Below are 21,970 nucleotides of genomic sequence, written 5' to 3' on the forward strand. Positions count from 1 at the left end.
GGGCGTTGCGCTGTCCGGCGTACCGACACACCCTCGACCTTGCCCTAAATGAACGACACGTCTATATTCATCTTATGGACGAGACGTCCATAAATTACTGAAGGAAGGCAGCGCCATGGACAGCACCGCATCCCGGGTAGCGATCGTCACCGGAGCCTCCGGCGGTATCGGGCGCGCCGTCGCCGAGCGGCTGGCCGCCGACGGGGTGGCCGTGGTCGTGCACTACGCCGGGAACAAGAGCCGGGCCGGTGAAGTCGTCGACACGATCACGGCGTCCGGCGGGCAGGCGACCGCGATCAGCGGTGATGTCGCCGACGAGGGGGAGATGGCCGCGCTGTTCGAGCAGACCGGGCGGCTGTACGGCGGGGTCGACGTGGTGGTGAACACCGCCGGCATCATGCTGCTGTCGCCGCTGGCCGACCTGGACCTCGCCGACTTCGACCGTATGCACCGCACGAACGTGCGCGGCACCTTCGTCGTGTCACAGCTGGCGGCGCGCACCCTGCGCCCCGGCGGCGCGCTGGTCAACTTCTCCACCTCCGTGACACGGCTCCAGCAGCCCGGCTACGCGGCGTACGCGGCGACCAAGGGCGCGGTCGAGGCGATGACACTCATCCTCGCCCGCGAGTTGCGCGGCAAGGACGTCACGGTCAACGCGGTCGCGCCCGGCCCGACCGCCACTCCGCTGTTCCTGGAAGGCAAGAGCGAGCAGCTCGTCGGGCAGATCGCCGCCCTCAACCCGATGGAGCGGCTGGGCAGCCCCGAGGACATCGCCGAGGCCGTCTCGTTCCTGGCCGGTCCCGCCCGCTGGATCAACGGTCAGGTGCTGTTCGCCAACGGCGGCGCGGCCTGAAAGCGCACGGCCCCTGCGCGGGACCACGTGAGCACGCGGCCCGGTCCCCGGCCGCCGTCACCGAGTCGACGCGAGGCGCCTGCTGATCTCGGTCTTCACCGTCTCGTGGAGTTCCTCGGACGTGAAGCCGAGGTCGCGCAGGATCCGGGCGGCCGGGCTCTCCTCGACGCGGATGAGGCCCAGGAGGGTGTGTTCGGTGCCGACCCAGTCGTGGCCGAGGTCGGACGATGCGCGGCGGGCCTGGCCGATGACCTCCTTGCTCTGTTCGTGGAACGGGATGTGACCTCGCGGTGCCTTCTTCCCGGACGGCGGCAGGGCTTCCCGGACGGCGTCCTGGACGCGCTGCTCGGTCCCGGCCTTCGCGAGCAGCAGCTCGTACGCCAGGCCGTTCGGTTCGCCGAGGAGGCCGAGGAGGAGGTGTTCGGTGCCGATGGAGTCGTGCTTGTGGGTGCGGGCGGCCTCCTGCGCCAGCACGATGCTGTGCCGGTTCAGATTGGTGAACCGCTCGAAGGGGGCGGGTGCGTGGCGTTGCTGGGCGGCCTGTTTGGACACTCCGATGGCGTCGCCGATCTCGGTCCATGACGCGCCGGTCTGCTTGGCCTTGCTGACGTAGTGGTCGATGAGCTGGTCACCGAGGTCGGACAGGGTCTGGGCGCGCAGTCGGGCCTCGCTGATGCGGGCCAGTTCGTCGGCGTCGGGGAGTTCCTCGTCGAGTCGGGCGATCAGGTCGGCGAGACTGATGTCGAGTGGGCTCATGCGTCAACTTTAAATTGACGATCGCACATCGTCAACTCTTAATTGACGATTTTTTACGGTCCGTCAGAACGGCCCGGCGGGGGCGGTGCCAGGATGAGGGCATGACGGTCATTCACGGGGAAGTCGCGGACGGGTTCGAGGGTGTGCGGGAGGCGTTCACCGCCAACTTCGCGGAGCGGGGGGATGTCGGGGCCGCCGTGTGCGTGTACCGGGACGGGCGGCCGGTGGTGGATCTGTGGGGCGGGGTGGCTGATCCGGAGACCGGGCGGGCGTGGGAGCGGGACACCTTGCAGTTGGTGTACTCGGCGACGAAGGGAGCCACCGCCACCGTCGCTCATCTGCTGGCGCAGCGCGGGGAGTTGGATCTCGATGCGCCCGTGGCCGACTACTGGCCGGAGTTCGGGGCGGCGGGGAAGGCCGAGATCCCGGTGCGGTGGCTGTTGTCGCATCGGGCCGGGGTGGTGGCGGTCGAGCCGCCCGTGCCGTTGGCGGAGGCGTTGCGCTGGCAGCCGATGGCCGACGCGCTCGCCGCGCAGCGGCCGGAGTGGGAGCCGGGGACCGCGCACGGGTACCACGGGCGGACCTTCGGATGGCTGGTCGGGGAGGTCGTCCGGCGGGTGGACGGACGTACGCCGGGGCGGTTCTTCGCCGAGGAGGTCGCCGGGCCGCTGGGCCTCGACTTCTTCATCGGGCTGCCGGCGGCCGAGCGCGGGCGGGTCAGCCGGATGGTGTATCCGAAGCCGGAGGTCGACCTGAGCGCCGTACCGCTGGAGCTGGTGCCGCCGGAGGTGCGGGAGTTGGTGGCCGCGCTGCAGGATCCGCGGTCGCTGAGCAACCGGGCGTTCGCCGTCACCGATCCCGCCGAGATCGACTTCAACTCGGCCGAGGTGCAGGCCGCGGAGCTGCCCGCCTCCAACGGGATCGGCACCGCTCGCGGCCTCGCGCGGATGTACGCCGCGTTGATCGGGGAGGTGGACGGGGTACGGCTGTTCAGTCCCGAGACACTCGCGGCGGCGACCGCGGAGCAGGCCGCCGGGGTGGACAAGGTCATCATGCTGCCGGTCCGGTACGCCTCCGGGTACATGCTGCCGGTCGAGATGACCCCTCTGACCGGTCCCCGTGCCTTCGGCCACCCCGGCCGCGGCGGGTCGCTGGCCTTCGCCGACCCGGAGCACGGCATCGCCTTCGGGTACGTGATGAACAGCATCGTCGAGGGGGGCGAGGACACGCGGGCGGCCGCGCTCGTGGAGGCGGTGCGGGAGGCGCTGTGAGCGGGAGCGGGTGAGTGCGTCGGGCGACCGGCCTTCCCGGGCGCCGCGGATTGTCCCGGCCGCCGCGGATTGTCCCGGGCGCCGCGGATAGCCCCCGGCGCCGCGGATAGTCCCCGGCGCCGCAGGGTGTCCCCGGCGCACGGAACCTCGTGCGCCCGGGAAACCCGGCCCCTACCGGAACGCCGGCAGGTTGCGTGCCACCCATCCCCCGAACCCGCCCGCCGGGCGCCCCAGTACGGTCTCCACGTCGGGGCTGATCCGCAGCTCCGCCGGGAGCGGTGCGCCCAGGACGTCCAGGGTGCCCGTGGCCGCCTCCGCCGGCATGAAGCGGGACATGGCCGCGTGGGCCTCCTCGCGAGGAAGTTCCACGAGCGTCACCTCCTCGCCCAGGGCCGCGGAGATGACCGCCGCCTGCTGACGCGGGCTGATCAGCTCCGGGCCGGTCAGTTCGTGGACCCGGCCCCCGTGGCCGTCCTCGCGGAGCGCCGTCGCCGCCACCGCCGCGATGTCCGCCGGGTCGACGACCGGGAGGGCCACGTCGGCGAACGGGGCGAAGACCGTGCGCTTGGTGCGGATCGTCTCGGCCCACGCGAAGGCGTTCGACGCGAAGCCGCCGGGGCGCAGGATCGTGAAGCCGAGGCCCGACGCGCGCACCGCCGCCTCGAACTCGCGCAGGCGGGCGTGTGAGGGTGCCTCCGGGCGGGTCGCGGCGACCTGGGAGGAGACCAGGACGACCCGTTCGACACCGGCGTCCGCGGCCGCTCGGAGCAGGAGTCGCGGGTCCTCGCCCCGGGCGTTGAGCTCGCCGCCCAGGACGATGAACAGGGCTCGGGCGCCGGTCAGCGGCGCCCGCATGCTCGCCGCGTCCCCGACATGGCCCTCGGCCCACCGGACACCGGTGGCGGCGGGGACGGCGGACGACGCCCGCCGGGGATGCCGGGACACCGCCACCACGTCCTCGCCCGCCTCGGTCAGCAGGTCCACCAGCGTGCGGCCGATGGTGCCGGTCGCGCCCGTCACTGTGATCATTGCCGTCTCCCATGAGTTAGTTAGTTGACTGACTTACTCGGCTGGCTCAGACGCTAGCACGGTCGACCCCGCGGCTGTCTATAGTCAGTTGGGTGACCAACTCAGTGGATCGGCGGGTGCGGGCCTCGCAGAAGCGGCAGCGACTGATGGCGGCTGCCGCCAAGGTCCTGCACGAGCAGGGCGTCGAGCGGACCACCCTCGCCGACATCGCCCGGGAGGCGGACGTCCCGGTCGGGAACGTCTACTACTACTTCAAGACCAAGGACGAGCTGGTCCAGGCCGCCCTCTCCGAGCACACCGCGCACCTCGACGAACTCACCGCGCGGCTCGACCGGTTGCCCGACCCGCGCGACCGGCTCAAGGGGCTGGTCGAGGCGTGGGTCGAGCAGCGTGACGTCGCCGCCCGGTACGGCTGTCCCACCGGCACCCTCGCCGCCGAACTGGGCAAGCGCGGCGAGGGGACCCTCGACGCGGAGGCCGGCGCGGTGATCCGGCGGCTGCTGGACTGGGCCGCACGCCAGTTCCGCGAGATGGCGCCGTCCGGCCCGCACGACCCCGACGACCTGGCCCTCACCCTCGTCGCCGGCTACCAGGGCATGTCGCTCATGGCCAACGCCCTGCGCGACCCGGAGGTCATGACCCGGGAGGGCGCCCGTCTCCTCGGCTGGCTCGACTCGCTCCAGTGAGCCTCCCCTGAAAATCCTTTGAAACATTTTCCCGGCCCACCGCATCAGTGAGGTGGAACGGCAGAGCGCCGGGCCGGGCGGGGTCAGGGACCGGGAAGCGGGGAGAGCTTGCGGATGAGTCCGAGGGTCGGGGAGGACTACGCCGAGTTCGCCGCGGCGCGGGCCGGGCATCTGTACCGGTCCGCCTGTCTGCTCACCGCCGGGGACACCTATCTCGCGGAGGACCTGGTGCAGGAGGCCCTCGGGCGGATCTACGTCCGCTGGGGCCGGGTCTCCCGTGCCGAGAACCCCGCCGGGTACGCGCAGACCGTTCTCACCCGGACCTTCCTCGCCCACCGGCGGCGGTTCAGCAGCAGGGAGCGGGCCAGGGACTCGTTCCCCGAACTGGCCGACACCGGCGCCGATCCCACGCTGCGGCTGACCCTTCTCGACGCGCTGGCTCGGCTGCCCGCCAAGGACCGGGCCGTCGTCGTCCTGCGGTACTGGGAGGACCGGTCGGTGCACGAGACCGCGGACGCGCTCAACATGAGCTCGGCCGCCGTCCGTACGCGGTGCGTGCGCGCCCTCGCGCGCTTGCGCGAGCTGCTGGGCGAGGACCTCGCCGAGTACGCCCGCTCCTGACATCAACCTTGTGGAAACGGTGGTTCGTCATGCCCGTGGAGCAGCGGCACAACGACAGCGACAGCAGTAATGACCACGCCTTCGAGGTACGGCTCGCCGCCGCCCTGCACGACGCCGGCGGCACCTTCGACATCGACCGGGGCGCGCTCGTCGACGCCGGTACGCTGCGGGGGCGGCGGCTACGGCTGCGGCGGCGGGCCATCGTGCTGGGCGGCGCCGCCGGGGTCGCGCTCGCCGGGGTCGGCGGGGCGCTGCTGGTGCCCTGGGGCGGGTCGACGTCCGGACAGCCGCCCGCCGCCGTGTCCACCACCCCGCGTCCCACCGCCTCCCCCGCCGCCCGCGGCGTCACCTCGGACGAGATGATCAGCACGCTGGAGAAGCTGCTGCCCGAGGGGAAGTTCGGCAAGGCGGAGGGGCGGGGCGTCGACGCGAGCGACCCGCTGGTGGCGCCGTACGCGCAGGTCGTGTACGACGACGGGCACGGCGCCGCCGCCATCAGCGTCGCCGTGAACCGGGTGCTGCCCGGCGGGAACGACGCCCGGCAGGCCGTCCAGTGCCCGGACAAGGTGTACATCCCCTACGACAGTTGCGTCACCAGCCATCTGCCGGACGCGTCCGTCGTCACGGTCGTCAAGGGGTACGAGTATCCCGACCGGCGCGTGGACACCAAGCTCTGGACCGCGAACCTGGTCACCCCGGACGGCCACCATGTCTCCCTCAGCGAGTGGAACGCCGCCGCCGAGAAGGACGCACCCGTCAGCCGGGACCAACCGCCGCTGTCGGTGGCCCAGTTGCAGAAGCTGGCGGCCGCGAAGGAGTGGCGTGGGGTCGTCGACGCCATCCCGGAGGACCCTCGGCAGACCCAGGAGCCGTCCGTCGCGCCGGAGGACGGCAGGGGGATCCGGCAGACCCTCACCTCGCTGATCCCCAAGGGGCTGAAGGTGGTGGCGCACGCGACGGACGACGACGGCCAGTTCACCTACGTGGTGGTCGACGACGGGCACGGCAGGAGCCTCGTCCAGGTCAACGTGCAGCCGGACATGTCCGATGTCGCGGGGCAGTTGTTCGGGTCCGGGTCCGGGACCCTTCCCGACGGCACCCTGGTCGCCGAGCACAAGAGGCCCGGGGAGAAGGGGGTCGCCGGGGTGGTGATGTGGACCGCCGACACCATGCGCAAGGACGGTTTCCGGGTGGTGATCAGCGCGTTCAACGCCGACAGCGAGCACACCCCGGCGACCCGGGCGACCCCGGCACTGACCATGAAGCAGCTCCGCGCCATCGCGCTCAGCCCGACGTGGCGGTCGTAGGCGCCGACTTCGCTGCCCCGGCCAATGGCCCGCTCTCAGTCCGGGGCGACCAGGTTGTAGCGTGCCAGCTCGGCCCGGCCGAACAGCAGGGCGTAACCGGGCGGGAGCTGGTTGAGGAGACGGGTGGTCAGGGGCTCGCCGACCGTCTCCGCGAGGACGCCGAGGACCGAGCTGACGTCCCAGCGGGCGGTGGCGGGGGTCGAGCCCTCGATGCGCGCGGCCACCGAGTCGACGAACCGGCGGGCGGTCAGCGGGTCGGCCGCCGGGATCTGGGCGGCGATCAGCCCGGCCGCCTCCAGCGGGAGGGCCTGGGCGAGGGCCACCCGTTCGTCGCCGGTGACATGGCTGCCCAATGCCGACAGGACGATACGGGTGACCCGCTCGGCCTGCGCCCGCGTCGGGTACTGGCCCGCCTCCCGCACGGCTTCGGTGAGCTCCTGCCAGCCTCCGGTACGGACGGTACTGGTGGTACGGGTGGTACGAACCGTACGGGGGCTCGGGGCCGGAGAGGGTGCGGTGGCGGGGGCGGCGATGGTGGCTCTCGGCTGCGGGCTCGTCACGGTCATCGTGCTGACTCCTCTTCCGGGCATCTCCGGGAACTCCGGGGCAGGTCGATACGCGTCGGTGCAACGCCGAGTACCCGGGAAATCGATGGTCATGGCACCGATTCGGCCAATGTGGGGCGCGCGTCCGGGTGAGACGGGAGGGGTGGGAGGGGCGGGTGAGGCGTCGGCGGTCGCCCCTCGGCTAGCCTCGGGAGGTCCCGGAGAAGGAGAAGGTGAAGGACATGGCCAGGGTTCCCAGTTCGGTGATCGCGGCGAGCGGCCTCGTCGGTGGCTACGGCGTCGCCCGCTGGACGAAGAAGCGGCCGCTGGGCGGGGCCGTGCTGGCCGTCGCCGGGGCCGCGGCAGCGCAGCAGTGGCGGCAGCGGGCGGGCGGGAAGGCCGCGGGTGCGCTGTCCGCGGCGTACGTCGCCGCGTTCGCCGGGTCGCATCCGCTGGCCAGGAAGGTGGGCGCCTGGCCGTCGGTCTTCGGGGTGGCGGGCGCGGTGGCGCTGGCGTCCTGGGCCGTCGCGGACCGCCGGGCCTGAGCCCTCGCCGGGTTCTGGTCCGCCGACGGGACGCCGGGCCTGAGCATGCCGGGTCGGTCACCTCGTCCGCGGGCCCGCACGCCCGCACCCGGGCGTCTGCTGTGGGCCGTCGTGACGGTTCTGATGATCGTGCGGCCGGGGTCGGCGACGGGCGCCTGAGCTGTCCTTTCCGGGTTTCTGTTATCGGGGGCCGTACCGGTTCGTCTCCCGGGGCATGCACATGACTCGACAGATCAGCCGCCGGAGCATGTTGAAGGCCTCGGGAGCGGCGGCGGGGGCCGTCGCGGGGATCGCCGCGACGGGCCGTCCCGCCGTCGCCGCCGGGGCCTTCGCCCATCCCGGGCTGCTGCACACCCGTACCGATCTCGACCGCATGGCCGCCAAGGTGAAGGCGGGCGCCGCGCCCTACACGGCCGGGTTCGCCCGGCTGACCGCCAACCGGCACGCGCAGAGCGGCTGGCAGGCTCGGCCGCAGGCCGTGGTGTACCGGGGTTCGGGCACCCCGGAGAACTACGCGCTCCTCTACAACGACATCCACGCCGCGTACCAGAACGCGCTGCGGTACCACGTCACCGGCGAGAGCGCGTACGCCGACACCGCGGTCGCGATCCTCAACGCGTGGTCCGCCACCCTCACCGCGGTCAACGGTTCCGCCGACCGGTTCCTGGCCGCTGGGCTGTACGGCTACCAGTTCGCCAACGCGGCCGAACTCGTCCGCGACCACGGGGACTTCGAGTCGGCCCGCTTCCAGGAGATGCTCAGCAAGCTGTTCGGGGCGGTCAGCGACGACTTCCTCGTCCGGCACAACGGCGCCGTCGTCTCCAACTACTGGACCAACTGGGACCTCGCCAACATGGCCTGTGTCCTCGCCACCGGCGTCTTCTGCGACGACCGCGCCCAAGTCGCCCGCGCGGTCGACTACTTCAAGCACGGTGCCGGGCTCGGGGCGATCAGGAACGCGATTCCCGTCGTGTACGACGAGGAGGGAGCCGACGGCGGGCTGGGCGAGTGGCTGGAGGCGGGACGCGACCAGGGGCACGCGCTGCTCGGGGTGGGGCTGATGGGCACGTTCTGCGAGATGGCGTGGAACCAGGGGATCGACCTGTACGGGTACGACGACAACCGGTTCCTCAAGGGGGCGCAGTACGTCGCCAAGTGGAGCATGGGCGGGCAGGTGCCGTTCACCGCGAGCACGCGGCGGAAGGGGGCGATCGGGGGGTGGTCCGGGAGTGAGACGGTGACGGCCGCGGCGGGCGTCGATCCGTCGATGATCCGTCCGATCTGGGCGATGATCGCCAACCACTACACGAAGCGGCGCGGTATGTCGGCGACGTACGTCACCCGGATCGCGGCCAAGGTTGCGCCGGAGGGCGGCGGCGGGGACTACGGGCCGAACAGCGGGGGGTACGACCAACTGGGCTTCGGAACACTGACGTTCACGCGGGACCGGGTGAGCACGGGGGAGGCTTCGGGGTCCCCGGTTCCGTCGGGTTCGGCTTCGGCGTCTGGTTCGGGTTCGGGTTCGGCTTCGGTGTCTGGTTCGGGTTCGGCCTCGGTGTCTGCATCTGCTTCGCCGTCGGCTGCGGGTAAGGGCGATGACCTTGCGGCCACGGGGTCCGGGGAGGGGGTTGCGTGGGCTGCGGCCACCGGGGTCACTGCGTTGGCCGGGGGGTTGCTGTTGCTGCGTAAGCGGGCGCGGGGCGGCGCTCAGTAGGTGACCGTTCGCGGGGGCTGGGCGGGGGTGGGGACGCTTACCAGCGCTTGCAGGGTGCCGCCGCGCCCACCCGTGCCGCCCCAGCGGCACGACTGCCCGCAGCTGAGTTTTTCAGGGGCGCGGGGAACTGCGCGGCCAGCCCCCCACCGGGCCGCGGCCGCACGACTGCCCGCACCGCCCCCTACGCCCCTGCCTTCGTCGCACCGCCCCCTACGCCTCTGCCTTCGTCGGCCCGGCCCCTACGCCTCTGCCTTCGTCGCGCCGCCCGGCGCAACCGACAGTGGGCGGGCGATGTCCTCCAGGGAGCGGCGCTCCGCGTTCACCGCGCACACCGCCGCCACCAGGCCCGCCGCGCACATCAGGCCCGCGCCGATCTGGAACGCCAGGACCGTGTCGGCGACCTTGCCGGTTCCCGTCAGGTCGGCGAAGAGGAGGGGGCCGCTGATACCGCCGGCCGCCGTGCCCAGGGCGTAGAAGAACGCGATTGACATCGCCCGCGTCTCCATCGGGAAGATCTCGGAGACGGTGAGGTAGGCGCTGGACGCTCCCGCGGAGGCGAAGAAGAGGACCGCGCACCAGCACGCCGTCAGCGTTCCCGCCGTCAGCACACCGCGGTCGAACAGCCAGGCCGTGAGGAAGAGGAGCAGGCCGGACAGGATGTATGTCGACGAGATCATCACCCGTCGGCCGACCGTGTCGAACAGCTTGCCCAGCAGGAGGGGGCCGAGGAAGTTGCCCACCGCGATGACCACGAAGTAGTAGCCGGTGTCCCCCGTCGGCACGTCGAAGAACGTCGTGAGGATCGCGCCGAAGCCGAAGGTGATCGCGTTGTAGAGGAACGCCTGGCCGATGAAGAGGGAGAAGCCGAGGACGGCGCGGCGCCGGTAGTCGTGGAAGACCGTGCGGGCGATCTCGACGAACGTGACGCTCCCCCGCTGGTGGATCACCAGCTCGCCCTCGGGTGCGGGCAGCGGCTTGCCCGTCTCGTCCGCCACCTGGCTCTCGATCGAGGAGACGATCTCCTCCGCCTCGCGCTCCCTGCCGTGAATGAGCAGCCAGCGCGGGCTCTCCGGGACGTTGCGCCGTACCAGCAGGATGACCAGCCCGAGGACGACGCCCAGCGCGAAGGTCAGCCGCCAGCCCACGTCCTTCGCCAGGAAGTCCGTGTTCAGCGCGACGATCGACAGGAGCGAGCCGCCCACCGCGCCCACCCAGAAGCTGCCGTTGATGATCAGGTCGACGCGCCCCCGGTAGTACGCCGGGATCAGCTCGTCGATCGCCGAGTTGATCGCCGCGTATTCGCCGCCGATGCCGAAGCCGGTCAGGAAGCGGAAGGTGAAGAACCACCAGGGGGCGAAGGAGATCGAGGTCAGGGCGGTGGCGGCCAGGTAGACCGCCAGGGTGATCATGAAGAGCTTCTTGCGGCCGTAGCGGTCGGTCAGGCGGCCCCAGAAGAGGGCGCCGATGCAGGCGCCGGCCACGTAGAGGGCCGCGGCCGTGCCGGTGACCTGGGAGGAGGAGATCGCGAGGCCGCTGCCCGGTTCGGAGAGCCGGCTCGCGATGTTGCCCACGACCGTGACTTCCAGGCCGTCCAGGATCCAGACCGTGCCGAGGCCGATGACGATCGTCCAGTGCCAGCGGGACCAGGGGAGGCGGTCCAGGCGGGCCGGGATGCGGGTGGTGATCGTCCGGCCGCCGGCTGTCCCGTCCGCGCCCACGCCCGTAGCCGTACCCATCGAGCCTCCTTCGACCGGGAGAGAACCGAAACCGAAGGTCGTGTGCCCGGCTCCAGGTGCCTTACGCCCCCAGCGCGCGCGACACCGTGAAGATCAGCACCCCGGCCAGCGACCCCACCACCGTGCCATTGATCCGGATGAACTGCAGGTCGCGGCCGATGTGCGCCTCGATCTTCCGGGTGGTGTGCTCGGCGTCCCAGCCGGCCACCGTGTCGGTGATCAGCGACGTGATCTCCTTGCGGTACGTCGTCACGACGTGCACCGCCGCGCCCTCGACCCAGCTGTCGACCTTGTCCTGGACCTTCTGCTCGGTGGCCATCCGGGCGCCCAGGGAGAGCAGGGAGGCGCGGACGCGCAGCCGCAGCTCGCTGCGCTCGTCCTCGGCCGCCGCGACGATCATGGATCGTACGGCCGTCCAGGCGGACGCGATCAGGTCCTGCACCTCGCCGCGGCCCAGCACCTCGCCCTTGAGCCGCTCGACACGGGCCCGGGTGTCCGTGTCGGACTGGAGGTCGTTCGCGAAGTCCGAGAGGAAGCGGTCGAGGGCGCCGCGGGCCGGGTGGGACGGCATGTCGCGCATCTCGGCGCAGAAGCGCAGCAGCTCCTTGTAGACACGCTCGCCGACCCGGCGGTCGACGAACCGGGGCGTCCAGCCGGGCGCCCCGCCCTGGACGGCGTCCATGACGGAGTCCCCGTGCAGCACCAGCCAGTCGTGCGCCCGGGTGACGACGAGGTCCACGACCCGCTTGTGGCCGCCGTCGGCGACTATCCGCTCCAGCATCTTGCCGATGCCGGGGGCGATCTCCTGGGCGTCGGCGCGCCGTGTGATCGCCTCGCCGACCACCGCCTGGACGTCGGAGTCCCGCAGCACGGTCAGGGCGCCGCGCAGCGCGGTCGCCAGCTCGGCGGTGACCCGGTCGGCGTTGTTCGGCTCCGCCAGCCAGGCGCCGAGCCGGCTGCCGATGCCCACGGCGTGCAGCCGCTGCCGTACGACGTCCTGGGAGAGGAAGTTCTCGCCGACGAACTCGCCGAGGGAGACGCCGAGCTGGTCCTTCTTGTTGGGGATGATCGCGGTGTGCGGGATGGGCACGCCGAGGGGGTGGCGGAAGATCGCCGTCACCGCGAACCAGTCGGCGAGCGCGCCGACCATGCCGGCCTCGGCGGCCGCGGCCACGTAGTCCGCCCAGGCGCCGGCGCCCGCGCCCGAGGCCCACCTGGCCAGCGCGTACACCAGGGCGACGAGCAGCAGCAGACCGGTCGCCGTGCGCTTCATGCGCCGGACGCCGGCCTGGCGTTCCTCGTCGGCGGGTGTGAAGGCGTTCATGGACTTGTAGGACGGCGCCGCCGTTCCCGTACGTTCCACCATCTGCTCCACCCGTTCGCGGCCGGTTTCACCCTCACGGTGATCCCGCACTTATTGTCCCTTCCTGACCTACTCCCGGAACGGGGCAGGAGTTCCCGCCGCCTGTCCGTCCGGGAAATTTCGGCGGCACGTTCCGCGAGTGTTCCCGTCAGCGGTCCGGGTCCGGGTCCGACTCGGTGGTGTCCTGCGGGGGCGGGCCGGGTTTCGCGTAGAGGACGTCGCGGGCCTGTTCGGCGGCGCGGGCCATGCTCTCGCCGACGAAGTCGACGAAGCGGGCGATGTTCTCCAGGCGGACGGCGGCCGGGGTGCCGGGGCCGAGGACGCCGACGCCCTGCCTTGCCGTCTCGGCGAGCTGGGCGTGGGACCGGGCGCTGGCGATCATGCCCTGGTACCAGACGTCGTTGTCGACGACGTAGCGTTCGCGGCGGCGCTCGTCGCGCTCCCGGCGGATGAGGCCCATGGTTTCGAGGAGCGCGACCGTCTTGGAGACGGTCGCCGGGCTGACCTGGAGCCGCTGGACGAGTTCGGACGCGGTGACGCTGCCCGCGTCGGTGGTGTAGAGGCAGGTCAGCACCCGGGACGCCATCTTGGGCAGGCCCTGCTGCATGAAGACGGTGGTGAAGACCTCCTCGTACGCGCGCAGGGCCTCGGTGTCGCGTCCGGCGGACGACGCCGGTGCCGTCCCCGCCTGCCGGGGCGCGGTCTGGCGGCGGCGGTGGGCGCGGTGCTCGGTGGCGCGATGGGCGATCTCGGGGCGGTAGGCGACGGGACCGCCGTTGCGCATGACCTCACGGGTGACCGTCGAGGTGGGGCGGTCGAGACGTCTGGCGATCTCCGCGTAGGCGAGGCCGTCGGCCAGGCCCAGCGCGATCTGCTGACGCTCCTGCTGGGTGAGCCTGCCTCCCGGCATCACGGCCTCCTCTGTGGTTCCTGGGTGCCGTCAGCATAGCGTTCACCTTCATCCCATTGCAACGAAGACATCGCTCCCGTTGCATTAGATTCATAGACATTGCAACGAATTCTCGCCTGTGAGCTGCAAGAATGCCCCCTTTGCGCAACGCGTATATTGCCTCATTCATGAACGCAACGTAGCGTTTCCATCATCAGAAACAACGGATCGAAGGAGCGCACGATGCAGAAGTTCGACACCCCCGCCCCGGTCTCCGCCGTCCTCGACGTCCCCGCGGGCCAGATCCGGTTCATCGCCGCCGACCGGGCGGACACCACGGTCGAGGTCCTTCCGGCCGACGGCACCAAGAGCCGCGACGTGAAGGCAGCCGAACAGATCGAGGTCACCTACGCCGACGGTGTGCTGCGGGTCGCCGCGCCGGGGGCGAAGAACCAGCTCTTCGGCCCCTCCGGATCCGTCGAGGTGACCGTCCAGCTGCCCGCCGGCTCGCGTGTCGAGGGCAAGGCGGGCAGCGCCGAGCTCCGCGGGGTCGGCCGCCTCGGCGACGTCGCCTTCGAAGGCGCGTACCGCCAGATCAAGATCGACGAGGCCGCGAGCCTCCGCCTCACCGCGGTCGACGGCGATGTCGAGGTCGGCCGGCTGGGCGGCGACGCGGAGATCAGCACCGCCCGGGGTGACATCCGGATCGCCGAGGCCCTGCGCGGCACGGTCGTGCTGAGCACCCAGTCCGGCGACATCACGGTGACCGCCGCCGCCGGCGTCTCGGCCACTCTCGACGCCGGCACCGGCTACGGCCGGGTCAGCAACGCCCTCAAGAACGACGGCACCGCCGAGCTCGACATCCGCGCCACCACCTCCAAGGGCGACATCACCGCCCGCAGCCTCTGAATCCGCGGCCGGCCCCCGAGGGCGTGGGCGGCGTGAGGGCGGCGTACTCCGGCAACCCGCCGGAGTGCGCCGCCCGTTCGCGTGCGCACCGGACACGAGCCCCTCGGCGAACCCGAGCCCCTCGACGATCACCACCCTCATCACCACCGCGCCCCGGCCGCCGCCACGCTCCAGCAACCGCAGCGCCCCAGCCGCCACCGCGCCCCGGCAACTCCCGCGCCCGGCCGACGCCCTCAGTGGTCGCCGTGCCTCCGCCGCTCCCGTTCCTCGCGGCGTTGTTCGCGCCATTCGTGCCGGGCCTCGTGCAGTTCGTGCCGGGCTGATCTGCGGTCCAGGTGCTCCAGGCGGCGTTCCTCCTTCACGCGCCGGCGTTCCGCCTTCGTCACCTTGTGCTCCACCTCGACGCCGCCCCAGAAGGCGAGGCCCGTCACGATCACCCTGGGGGCGGCCGGGTCGGGCAGGGTCTCCTCCTCGTAGTGGTCGAAGCCCCCCATGACGGCGATGCCCCGCATCACCACCTCGACGCCCGGCGGCACAACCACGCTGATCCCACCCATGATCGCGATGCAGTTGAGCTCGACCTCGCCGTCAGCGAAGTTCGCCTCGCGCAGGTCGATCTCGCCGCCGCCCATGAAGGTGAATCCGGTGAACCGCTTCGGCACCGTCCAGCGGCCCTTGCGCTGGAACCCGGACATCACGGCCATCGCCCACGACGACGAACCCTCGCCGCCGACGATCCGGCTCCCCCAACTCCCTCTGTCCACCGGTTCCTTGTGCAGGGAAACCGTCGGCACCCTCTCCACCGGCAGGTCCCTGGTGATGGGCGTCAGCTCACCGTAGGTCCGGGCCCGGTACGTCGCCTCCAGCCGCTCCTCGAACTCCTCCATGTCGAGCCGCCCCTCCGCGAGGGCGTCCCTGAGGATCTCGGCGACACGTTCACGATCGGCGTCGGAGGCGCGCAGCTCCGGGGCATCGTCGGTCATGGTGTGCAGACTACGAGTTCGCGGCGCCGGGGACTATGCCGTCGGCTGCTCGGACGGGGGCTTGGGGGTGTCCCCCATGGGATACAGCATCGCCGCGATCACCGTCTCGATGTCCGGCTCCCGGACGGACAGGTCCAGCAAGGGATACTCCGCCGCGACCCGCGCGACCAGCGGCGCCGCCGACTCCGACGCCGGGAACGCCAGCCACTGCCTGGGGCCCTCCACCTTCACCACCCGCGCCGCCGGTCCGACGTCGATCGGCGGGAGCTCCCGCTCCAGGTCGACCACGAGGGTGCGCTCGCTCTCCCCTGCCTCGTGCAGGCCGGCGAGCGGACCGTCGTACATCAGCCGCCCGTGGTCGATGACCATCACGCGCGAGCACAACTGCTCGATGTCCTGGAGGTCGTGGGTGGTCAGCAGGACCGTGGTGCCGCGTTCGGTGTTCAGCTCCCGCAGGAAGGCGCGGACCTTGGCCTTCGAGATCACGTCGAGGCCGATCGTCGGCTCGTCGAGGTAGAGGACGTCCGGGTCGTGCAGCAGCGCCGCCACGATGTCGCCGCGCATCCGCTGACCGAGCGAGAGCTGCCGTACCGGGACGTCCAACAGACTGCTCAGCGAGAGCAGTTCGACCAGGCGGTCCAGGTTCTCCGCGTAACGGGCGTCCGGGATGCGGTACATGCGGTGCATCAGACGGTAGGAGTCGATGAGGGGGAGGTCCCACCACAGGGTCGTGCGCTGGCCGAAGACCACACCGATGCGGTGGGCCAGGCGGGTGCGCTCCCGGGACGGGTCGATGCCGGCCACCCGGAGCCGGCCGCCGCTCGGGGTCAGGATGCCCGTCAGCATCTTGATCGTGGTCGACTTGCCGGCGCCGTTCGGGCCGATGTAGCCGACCATCTCGCCGCGCGCCACCGTGAAGGAGAGCGAGTCGACCGCCCGTACCTGCCGCCGTTCCCGTTTCAGGAACCCGGTCTTCTTGCGGACCTCGAAGACCTTCTCCACCGCGTCGACCTCGATGAACACGTCCGACATCAGATCAGCTCCCTGTGCCCCGACCATCAGATCAACTTCCCGTACTTCGATACGACCTGAGGCCCGCCCGCCATGCCAGACCCGCCAGCGCGCAGCAGGCCACCGCCACCAGCGGCGCCGTCCACGCCGTCCACGCCGGCAGCCGCAGCGGATACGGCCGCCCCAGGACGTACGCGGCCGGCACCCAGTTGACGAAGGCCAGCGGCAGCATGAACGTCACCCCGCGCACGAAGTCCTTCCCGAAGACCGTCGGCGGGTACTGGAGCAGCGTCGTACCGCCGTACGTGAACGCGTTCTGCACCTCCGCCGCGTCCTGCGCCAGGAACTGGAAGGCCGCGCCCGCCACGAAGAGCGCGCAGAAGATGCCGGCGCCGCCGGCCAGCATCAACGGGACCAGCAGGGCCTTCGCCGGCGTCCAGTCGACGTCGACGGAGACCAGTGCCCAGCCCAGCACCATCGCGCCCTGAGTGATCCGGCCCAGGCGGCGCAGCGCGAAGTGGTCCGCGCCGATCTGGGCGAGCACCGGGGCCGGCCGGACCAGCAGCGTGTCGAAGGAGCCGTCGCGGATCCGCGTACCCAGCACGTCCATCGAGCCCAGCACCAGGTCGGCGACGCCGAACGCGGTCGCCGACAGGCCGTACAGGAAGCAGACCTCGGGCAGCGACCAGCCGCCGAGCGAGTCGACCTGCGAGAACATCAGCAGGATCGTGGCGAAGTCCAGCCCGGTCACCACCAGGTTCCCGGCCATCGTGAGAGCGAAGGACGTGCGGTAGATCATCGTGGACCGGATCCACATCCCGGCGATCAGCCGGTACGCCCGCAGCCCGTCCCGGGCCCGCTCAGCCGCACCGCGCCACCCGGCCCGGACCCGCCCGCCGGTACCGGGCCACCCGTCGGGAACACCCGCGCCGCGCCACTCGTGCGGAGCTCGCTCATCCACCCTGCACCACCACCCGTCGCGTCGCCGCCGTCTGCAGCAGCCGGCCCGCCGTCAGCAGCGCCACCGCCCAGGCGGCCTGGAAGGCCAACGCCCCCGCCACCCCCCTCTCCCCCAGCAGCACATCCGCGGGCATCTGGATCTGCGCCGCCCACGGCAGGGCGCGGACCACCTCGCCGAAGCCGCCCGGGAAGACGTTCAGCGGCAGGGTCATCCCCGAGAAGAAGACCCCCGTGATCATCATGACCTGGTTGACGCCCATACCGTCCATCAGCCAGAACACGCTGAGCGCGACCAGGTAGCGGATACCGAAGCTGACGGCCATCGCGAGGAACAGCGCCACCAGGAAGGCGGCCCAGGTACCGGCGTCCGCGGGCAGCGCCATCGGGAAGAACACGGCGCCGACCAGGAAGGGGATCACGCCCCGCCCCAGCAACTGGAACAGCGAGCGACCCAAATCGGTCGCCAGCCACCACAGTTGAAGATCGGCCGGACGGTACAGGTCAACCGCGATCGCGCCGGTCCGGATACGCTCCATCAGGTCTTTTTCAGCGCCCCCGCCCTGGATCGCGAGCGTGGCGTACAGGCACTGCCCGAGCCACACATAGGTCACCGCCTGGGCCTGGTCATAGCCTCCGAGGTGCGGTTTCTCGTCCCACAGCGCCAAGTACGTGTAGACGAGGATGATCCCGAAGGCCGTGTTGGTGAACACCCCGGCCGCAGTGGCCGCCCGATACGTCGCGTACCGTCGGAAACCCCCCGCCGCGACGGCCGTGTACAACCGTCCCGCACCCACGCCAACCGACCTCCCGGACCGCCCGACACCGAAGCGCAGGAGCCTACTGCGCCGACGACATCGCAGGCCACGCAATTTCCGTGACCGAAGCGTGCCGGAATCCGGGAACGGAACGCACGGTGCGAGAGTCTTCAACAGGGGGCGCAGAAGCGTACGAGGTCGTACGGGAACGAACGTACGACGCGAAACAGGAGTCCGTGCACGACATGAGCGACGAGCCGCAGCCGCAACAGCCGAGCCAGGGCGGCGGAGGCCCGACGGAGCCGCCGGCCGCGGCCGAGGAGCAGCAGACCCCTCCGCGGCCGGGGGCCGAGGCGAAGAAGCCGGAGCCGCCCGCGGCGGCCGGCCAGGCCGCGGAGGCCAAGCAGGCCCAGCAGCCCGGGGAAGCCGAGCGGGCCGGGGAGGCGAGGACCGAGCAGCGGCCGGGGGCCGGCGAGAAGAAGATCGCGCCGCCGCGGCCGACGGCCGAGGACACGCAGACGCGGCAGCTCACCGCGGTCACGGCGCCGAAGGCGCAACCGCCCGCGGCGGCCGGGAACCGGCAGAACCCGGCCGAGAGCCGGCAGGGCCCGGCCGAGAACAGGCAGGACCGGCAGACCAGGCCGAACCCGCGGGACGGGCAGGACACGCAGACGCGGCAGCTCAAGGCGATCAGGGCGCCGAAGGCGGCGGCACCCGCCGCGCCCCCGGCACCGGTCCCCGGCGCAGCCTCGGCATCGGTCCCCGCCCCGGCCCCGGTTCCGGGACCCCGGGCGGCGGAGGCGCCCGTGGCCGGATCGGCGGCGGTGGAAACAAAGGGGGGCGAGAAGAAGATGAAGCGGCCCAAGCGGACCGGGTGGCGGCGGATCCTCCCCACCTGGCGGATGCTGCTCGGCACCTTCGTGATCGGCGTACTCCTGCTGATCGGCCTGTTCTTCCTCGGCTACTCGATGGTGAAGATCCCGGCGGCCAACACGTTCGCCACCAAGCAGTCCAACGTCTACCTGTACGCCGACGGCTCCCAGCTCGCCCGCGACGGCGAGGTCAACCGGGAGAACGTGACCCTCGCCCAGGTCTCCGTGGCCGCCCAGCACGCCGTGCTCGCCGCCGAGGACCGGGACTTCTACACCGAGTCCGCCGTCGACCCCAAGGCGATGGTGCGCGCCGCCTGGAACACCGCCACCGGCAAGGGCACCCAGTCCGGCTCGACGATCACCCAGCAGTACGTGAAGAACTACTACCTCGCCCAGGAGCAGACCGTCACCCGCAAGGTGAAGGAGTTCTTCATCTCGATCAAGCTGGACCGCAGCGAGTCCAAGGACCAGATCCTGGAGGGCTACCTCAACACCAGCTACTTCGGCCGCAACGCCTACGGCATCCAGGCCGCCGCCCAGGCCTACTACGGCAAGGACGCCACCGACCTCGACCCGGCCCGCGCCGCCTACCTCGCCGCGCTCGTCAACGCGCCCAGCGAGTACGACGTCGTCGCCCACCCCGAGAACAAGGCCGCGGCCGTCGCCCGCTGGAACTACGTCCTCGACGGCATGGTCAAGAAGGGCTGGCTCACCGAGTCCAAGCGGGCCACCATGAAGTTCCCGATGCCCAAGGAGCAGACCGTCTCCACCGGCATGTCCGGACAGCGCGGCTACATCGTCAACGCGGTCAACGACTACCTGATCAAGAACAAGATCGTCGACTCGGACTCCCTGGAGGCCGGCGGCTACCGCATCACCACCACCCTGCAGAAGTCCAGGCAGAACGCCTTCGTGAAGGCGGTCGACGACAAGCTGATCTCCAAGCTGGACAAGAAGAACAACAAGGTCGACAACTACGTGCGGGCCGGCGGTGCCTCCGTCGACCCGAAGACCGGCCAGGTCGTCGCCATGTACGGCGGCATCGACTACGTGAAGCAGTACACCAACGGCGCGACCCGCGGTGACTTCCAGGTCGGCTCGACCTTCAAGCCCTTCGTCTTCGCCTCCGCCGTCGACAACGGCTCCACCACCCAGTCCGGCCAGACCATCACCCCGAACACCTACTACGACGGCACCGACAAGCGCGCCGTCCAGGGCTGGTCCGGCGGTGCCTACGCACCGGAGAACGAGGACGAGAAGTCGTACGGCCAGATCACCGTCCGCAAGGCCACCGACCTCTCCGTGAACTCGGTGTACGCGCAGATGGCCGTCGACGTCGGCCCCTCCAAGGTCAAGCAGACCGCCGTCGGCCTGGGCATCCCCGCCGACACCAAGGACCTCCAGCCCTACCCGTCCATCGCCCTCGGCACCGCCACCGCCAGCGTCCTGGACATGGCGGAGGCCTACGCCACGCTCGCCAACCACGGCAGGCACGGCACATACACGATGGTCGAGAAGATCACGAAGGACGGCACGCAGGACATCAAGCTGCCGGAGTCGACGACCAAGCAGGCCGTCAGCCGGCAGGCCGCCGACACCACCACCTCCATCCTGCAGAGCGTGGTCGACAACGGCACCGCCACCGCCGCCCAGGCCGCGGGCCGCCCGGCCGCCGGCAAGACCGGCACCGCCGAGGAGGACACCGCCGCCTGGTTCGCGGGCTACACCCCCGACCTGGCCACCGTCGTCTCCGTGATGGGCCAGGACCCGGTGACCGCCGCCCACAAGTCGCTGTACGGCGCGCTCGGCCTGCAGCGCATCAACGGCGGCGGGGCCCCGACCGAGATCTGGGCGCAGTACACCAAGGCCGCCCTGCAGGGCACCACCGCCTCCGACTTCGACCTGGACCTCCAGGCCGGCGCCGAGACCGTGGCCCCGCCCACCCAGAGCACGGCCACCCCGGGCACCGGCGGCCAGGACAACGGCGGCACCACCGGCGGGAACCAGGACAACGGCGGCACCACCGGCGGCGGCCAGGACAACGGCGGCACGAGCGGCACCCCCACCAACGGGACCACCGACGGCGGTACGACGGACGGCTCCACCACCGCCGGCACCACCACGTCCGGTACGACGACCGCCGGCACCGACTCCGGTACCACCACCTCGGGCACGGACTCCGGAACCTCCACCGGGACCACGACCGACGGCACCAGTACCGGGACGACGGCGGGCACCGACACCGGCACCACCACCGGCACGACAGCGGGCGACGGAGGCGGGTTCGGCTTCGTCCAGTGACCGCCGGCCGCCCTGGCGCGACGAAGGGGCCCGGTGACCACGGTCACCGGGCCCCTTCGGGTCTCCGAGCCAGTCCGAGTCAGAGGTACAGGCCGGTCGAGTCCTCCGAGCCCTCGAACCGGTCGGCGGCCACCGCGTGCAGGTCGCGCTCGCGCATCAGCACGTACGCCACCCCCTGCACCTCGACCTCGGCGCGGTCCTCCGGGTCGTACAGCACCCGGTCACCGGGCTCCACCGTCCGCACGTTCTGACCGACCGCGACCACCTCGGCCCAGGCCAGCCGGCGCCCGACGGCCGCCGTGGCGGGAATGAGGATGCCCCCGCCCGACCGTCGCTCACCCTCCCCGGTGTCCTGCTTGACCAGGACCCGGTCGTGCAGCATCCGGATCGGCAGCTTGTCGTGCTGGCCGCTGCTCAGCTCGTCTCTCTTGGCGCTCACGCCTTGAACCTACCTGCCTCTGGTCAGCTCTTGCGCCGCCGGGTGCCGCTGAAGAACAGCAGACCGACCACGCCCACGGCGACGAGCGCCACCGGCACGACCCGCTCCAGCCGCGGCGCGCCCTCTTCGTCCACGAACTGGGCCTTCACATCGCTCACAACCCGGTTGACCTGGACGTAGGCCCTTCCGAGCGTGTGATCGACGTTGGCCGCGACCTTGGCCTTCGCATCGCCGACGATGGTCTTCGGATGCACCCGCACCCCGATCTCGTCCAGCGTCTCGGCCAGCGCCTCGCGGCGGCGCTTGATGTCCGCCTCGATCTGCGCCGGGGTTCTGGTGTCCGACGTCTCCGCCACCGTGGGCCCTCCGAAGTCTGCCGTACTGCCGTACTGCCTGTTCTGGACAGTCTGTCAGCTCTCGCCGCC

General features: G+C 71.3%; 21 protein-coding genes. 9 read left to right on the forward strand and 12 right to left on the reverse strand.

Annotated features, from left to right (window positions below; genetic code table 11):
* The first annotated feature begins 115 nt into the window (after positions 1–115).
* Positions 116–853, forward strand: a complete 738-nt coding sequence (locus tag OHB00_RS20370; protein WP_406436324.1) for an SDR family oxidoreductase — start codon at positions 116–118, stop codon at positions 851–853.
* Positions 854–910: 57 nt separating this feature from the next.
* Here OHB00_RS20370 and OHB00_RS20375 read toward each other — a convergent pair whose 3' ends face one another.
* Positions 911–1,609: a Clp protease N-terminal domain-containing protein gene (locus OHB00_RS20375; protein ID WP_406436325.1), complete on the reverse strand. Its 699-nt coding sequence runs from the start codon at positions 1,607–1,609 to the stop codon at positions 911–913.
* A 101-nt stretch (positions 1,610–1,710) separates the two neighbouring features.
* On the opposite strand from OHB00_RS20375, the gene OHB00_RS20380 reads away from it, so the two are divergent.
* A complete protein-coding gene (locus OHB00_RS20380) occupies positions 1,711–2,880 on the forward strand; it encodes a serine hydrolase domain-containing protein (protein ID WP_406436326.1) in 1,170 nt (389 codons plus the stop codon).
* A gap of 171 nt (positions 2,881–3,051) precedes the next feature.
* Here the strand turns inward: OHB00_RS20380 and OHB00_RS20385 are convergent, their stop codons facing one another.
* The gene (locus OHB00_RS20385; RefSeq protein ID WP_406436327.1) at positions 3,052–3,909 is read right to left on the reverse strand and encodes an SDR family oxidoreductase; all 858 of its coding nucleotides are present in this window, start codon (positions 3,907–3,909) and stop codon (positions 3,052–3,054) included.
* Between the two features lie 146 nt (positions 3,910–4,055).
* Here OHB00_RS20385 and OHB00_RS20390 point away from each other — a divergent pair, with 146 nt between their 5' ends.
* The 3 genes from OHB00_RS20390 (at position 4,056) to OHB00_RS20400 (ending at position 6,523) form a co-directional block, all read left to right on the forward strand.
* Positions 4,056–4,595 carry a TetR/AcrR family transcriptional regulator gene (locus tag OHB00_RS20390; protein ID WP_406445894.1) on the forward strand — a complete coding sequence of 180 codons (540 nt, stop codon included), beginning with the start codon at positions 4,056–4,058 and terminating at the stop codon, positions 4,593–4,595.
* A 114-nt stretch (positions 4,596–4,709) separates the two neighbouring features.
* A complete protein-coding gene (locus tag OHB00_RS20395; RefSeq protein WP_406436328.1) occupies positions 4,710–5,216 on the forward strand; it encodes a SigE family RNA polymerase sigma factor in 507 nt (168 codons plus the stop codon).
* Between the two features lie 29 nt (positions 5,217–5,245).
* The gene (locus OHB00_RS20400; RefSeq protein WP_406436329.1) at positions 5,246–6,523 is read left to right on the forward strand and encodes a hypothetical protein; all 1,278 of its coding nucleotides are present in this window, start codon (positions 5,246–5,248) and stop codon (positions 6,521–6,523) included.
* A 35-nt stretch (positions 6,524–6,558) separates the two neighbouring features.
* Here OHB00_RS20400 and OHB00_RS20405 read toward each other — a convergent pair whose 3' ends face one another.
* Positions 6,559–7,089, reverse strand: a complete 531-nt coding sequence (locus OHB00_RS20405) for a DUF2267 domain-containing protein (protein WP_406436330.1) — start codon at positions 7,087–7,089, stop codon at positions 6,559–6,561.
* A gap of 221 nt (positions 7,090–7,310) precedes the next feature.
* Between OHB00_RS20405 and OHB00_RS20410 the strand changes: the two genes are divergently transcribed.
* Positions 7,311–7,613 (forward strand): hypothetical protein, encoded by a 303-nt coding sequence (locus OHB00_RS20410; RefSeq protein WP_406436331.1) that lies wholly within the window; start codon positions 7,311–7,313, stop codon positions 7,611–7,613.
* A 247-nt stretch (positions 7,614–7,860) separates the two neighbouring features.
* Positions 7,861–9,327 carry an alginate lyase family protein gene (locus OHB00_RS20415; RefSeq protein WP_406436332.1) on the forward strand — a complete coding sequence of 489 codons (1,467 nt, stop codon included), beginning with the start codon at positions 7,861–7,863 and terminating at the stop codon, positions 9,325–9,327.
* Between the two features lie 239 nt (positions 9,328–9,566).
* Here the strand turns inward: OHB00_RS20415 and OHB00_RS20420 are convergent, their stop codons facing one another.
* From OHB00_RS20420 to OHB00_RS20430, 3 genes are all read right to left on the reverse strand, one after another.
* The gene (locus OHB00_RS20420) at positions 9,567–11,063 is read right to left on the reverse strand and encodes an MFS transporter (protein ID WP_406436333.1); all 1,497 of its coding nucleotides are present in this window, start codon (positions 11,061–11,063) and stop codon (positions 9,567–9,569) included.
* Positions 11,064–11,124: 61 nt separating this feature from the next.
* The gene (locus OHB00_RS20425) at positions 11,125–12,429 is read right to left on the reverse strand and encodes a DUF445 domain-containing protein (protein WP_406436334.1); all 1,305 of its coding nucleotides are present in this window, start codon (positions 12,427–12,429) and stop codon (positions 11,125–11,127) included.
* Positions 12,430–12,574: 145 nt separating this feature from the next.
* Positions 12,575–13,336 carry a helix-turn-helix domain-containing protein gene (locus OHB00_RS20430; protein WP_406436335.1) on the reverse strand — a complete coding sequence of 254 codons (762 nt, stop codon included), beginning with the start codon at positions 13,334–13,336 and terminating at the stop codon, positions 12,575–12,577.
* Positions 13,337–13,558: 222 nt separating this feature from the next.
* Here OHB00_RS20430 and OHB00_RS20435 point away from each other — a divergent pair, with 222 nt between their 5' ends.
* Positions 13,559–14,224 carry a DUF4097 family beta strand repeat-containing protein gene (locus OHB00_RS20435; protein WP_406436336.1) on the forward strand — a complete coding sequence of 222 codons (666 nt, stop codon included), beginning with the start codon at positions 13,559–13,561 and terminating at the stop codon, positions 14,222–14,224.
* A 233-nt stretch (positions 14,225–14,457) separates the two neighbouring features.
* Here OHB00_RS20435 and OHB00_RS20440 read toward each other — a convergent pair whose 3' ends face one another.
* From OHB00_RS20440 to OHB00_RS20455, 4 genes are all read right to left on the reverse strand, one after another.
* Entirely contained in the window at positions 14,458–15,207 is a 750-nt protein-coding gene (locus OHB00_RS20440) for a DUF1707 domain-containing protein (RefSeq protein WP_406436337.1), read from the reverse strand.
* Between the two features lie 33 nt (positions 15,208–15,240).
* Entirely contained in the window at positions 15,241–16,239 is a 999-nt protein-coding gene (locus OHB00_RS20445; protein ID WP_406436338.1) for an ATP-binding cassette domain-containing protein, read from the reverse strand.
* 31 nt (positions 16,240–16,270) lie between these two features.
* On the reverse strand, positions 16,271–17,035 hold the full coding sequence (locus tag OHB00_RS20450) for an ABC transporter permease (protein WP_406445896.1): 765 nt from the start codon (positions 17,033–17,035) through the stop codon (positions 16,271–16,273).
* 136 nt (positions 17,036–17,171) lie between these two features.
* Positions 17,172–17,972 (reverse strand): ABC transporter permease, encoded by an 801-nt coding sequence (locus tag OHB00_RS20455; RefSeq protein ID WP_406436339.1) that lies wholly within the window; start codon positions 17,970–17,972, stop codon positions 17,172–17,174.
* 812 nt (positions 17,973–18,784) lie between these two features.
* Between OHB00_RS20455 and OHB00_RS20460 the strand changes: the two genes are divergently transcribed.
* Positions 18,785–21,106 (forward strand): transglycosylase domain-containing protein, encoded by a 2,322-nt coding sequence (locus OHB00_RS20460; RefSeq protein ID WP_406445898.1) that lies wholly within the window; start codon positions 18,785–18,787, stop codon positions 21,104–21,106.
* A 79-nt stretch (positions 21,107–21,185) separates the two neighbouring features.
* On the opposite strand, the gene OHB00_RS20465 is transcribed toward OHB00_RS20460, so the two are convergent.
* Complete coding sequence (locus tag OHB00_RS20465; RefSeq protein ID WP_406445900.1) at positions 21,186–21,488, reverse strand: GroES family chaperonin; 303 nt, start codon at positions 21,486–21,488, stop codon at positions 21,186–21,188.
* 80 nt (positions 21,489–21,568) lie between these two features.
* Positions 21,569–21,901, reverse strand: coding sequence for a DUF3618 domain-containing protein (locus OHB00_RS20470; protein WP_406436340.1), 333 nt, complete (start codon positions 21,899–21,901; stop codon positions 21,569–21,571).
* Positions 21,902–21,970 lie beyond the last annotated feature (69 nt).

Origin of the sequence: Streptomyces sp. NBC_00631 (assembly GCF_045206895.1) — a bacterium.
GTDB lineage: Bacteria > Actinomycetota > Actinomycetes > Streptomycetales > Streptomycetaceae > Streptomyces.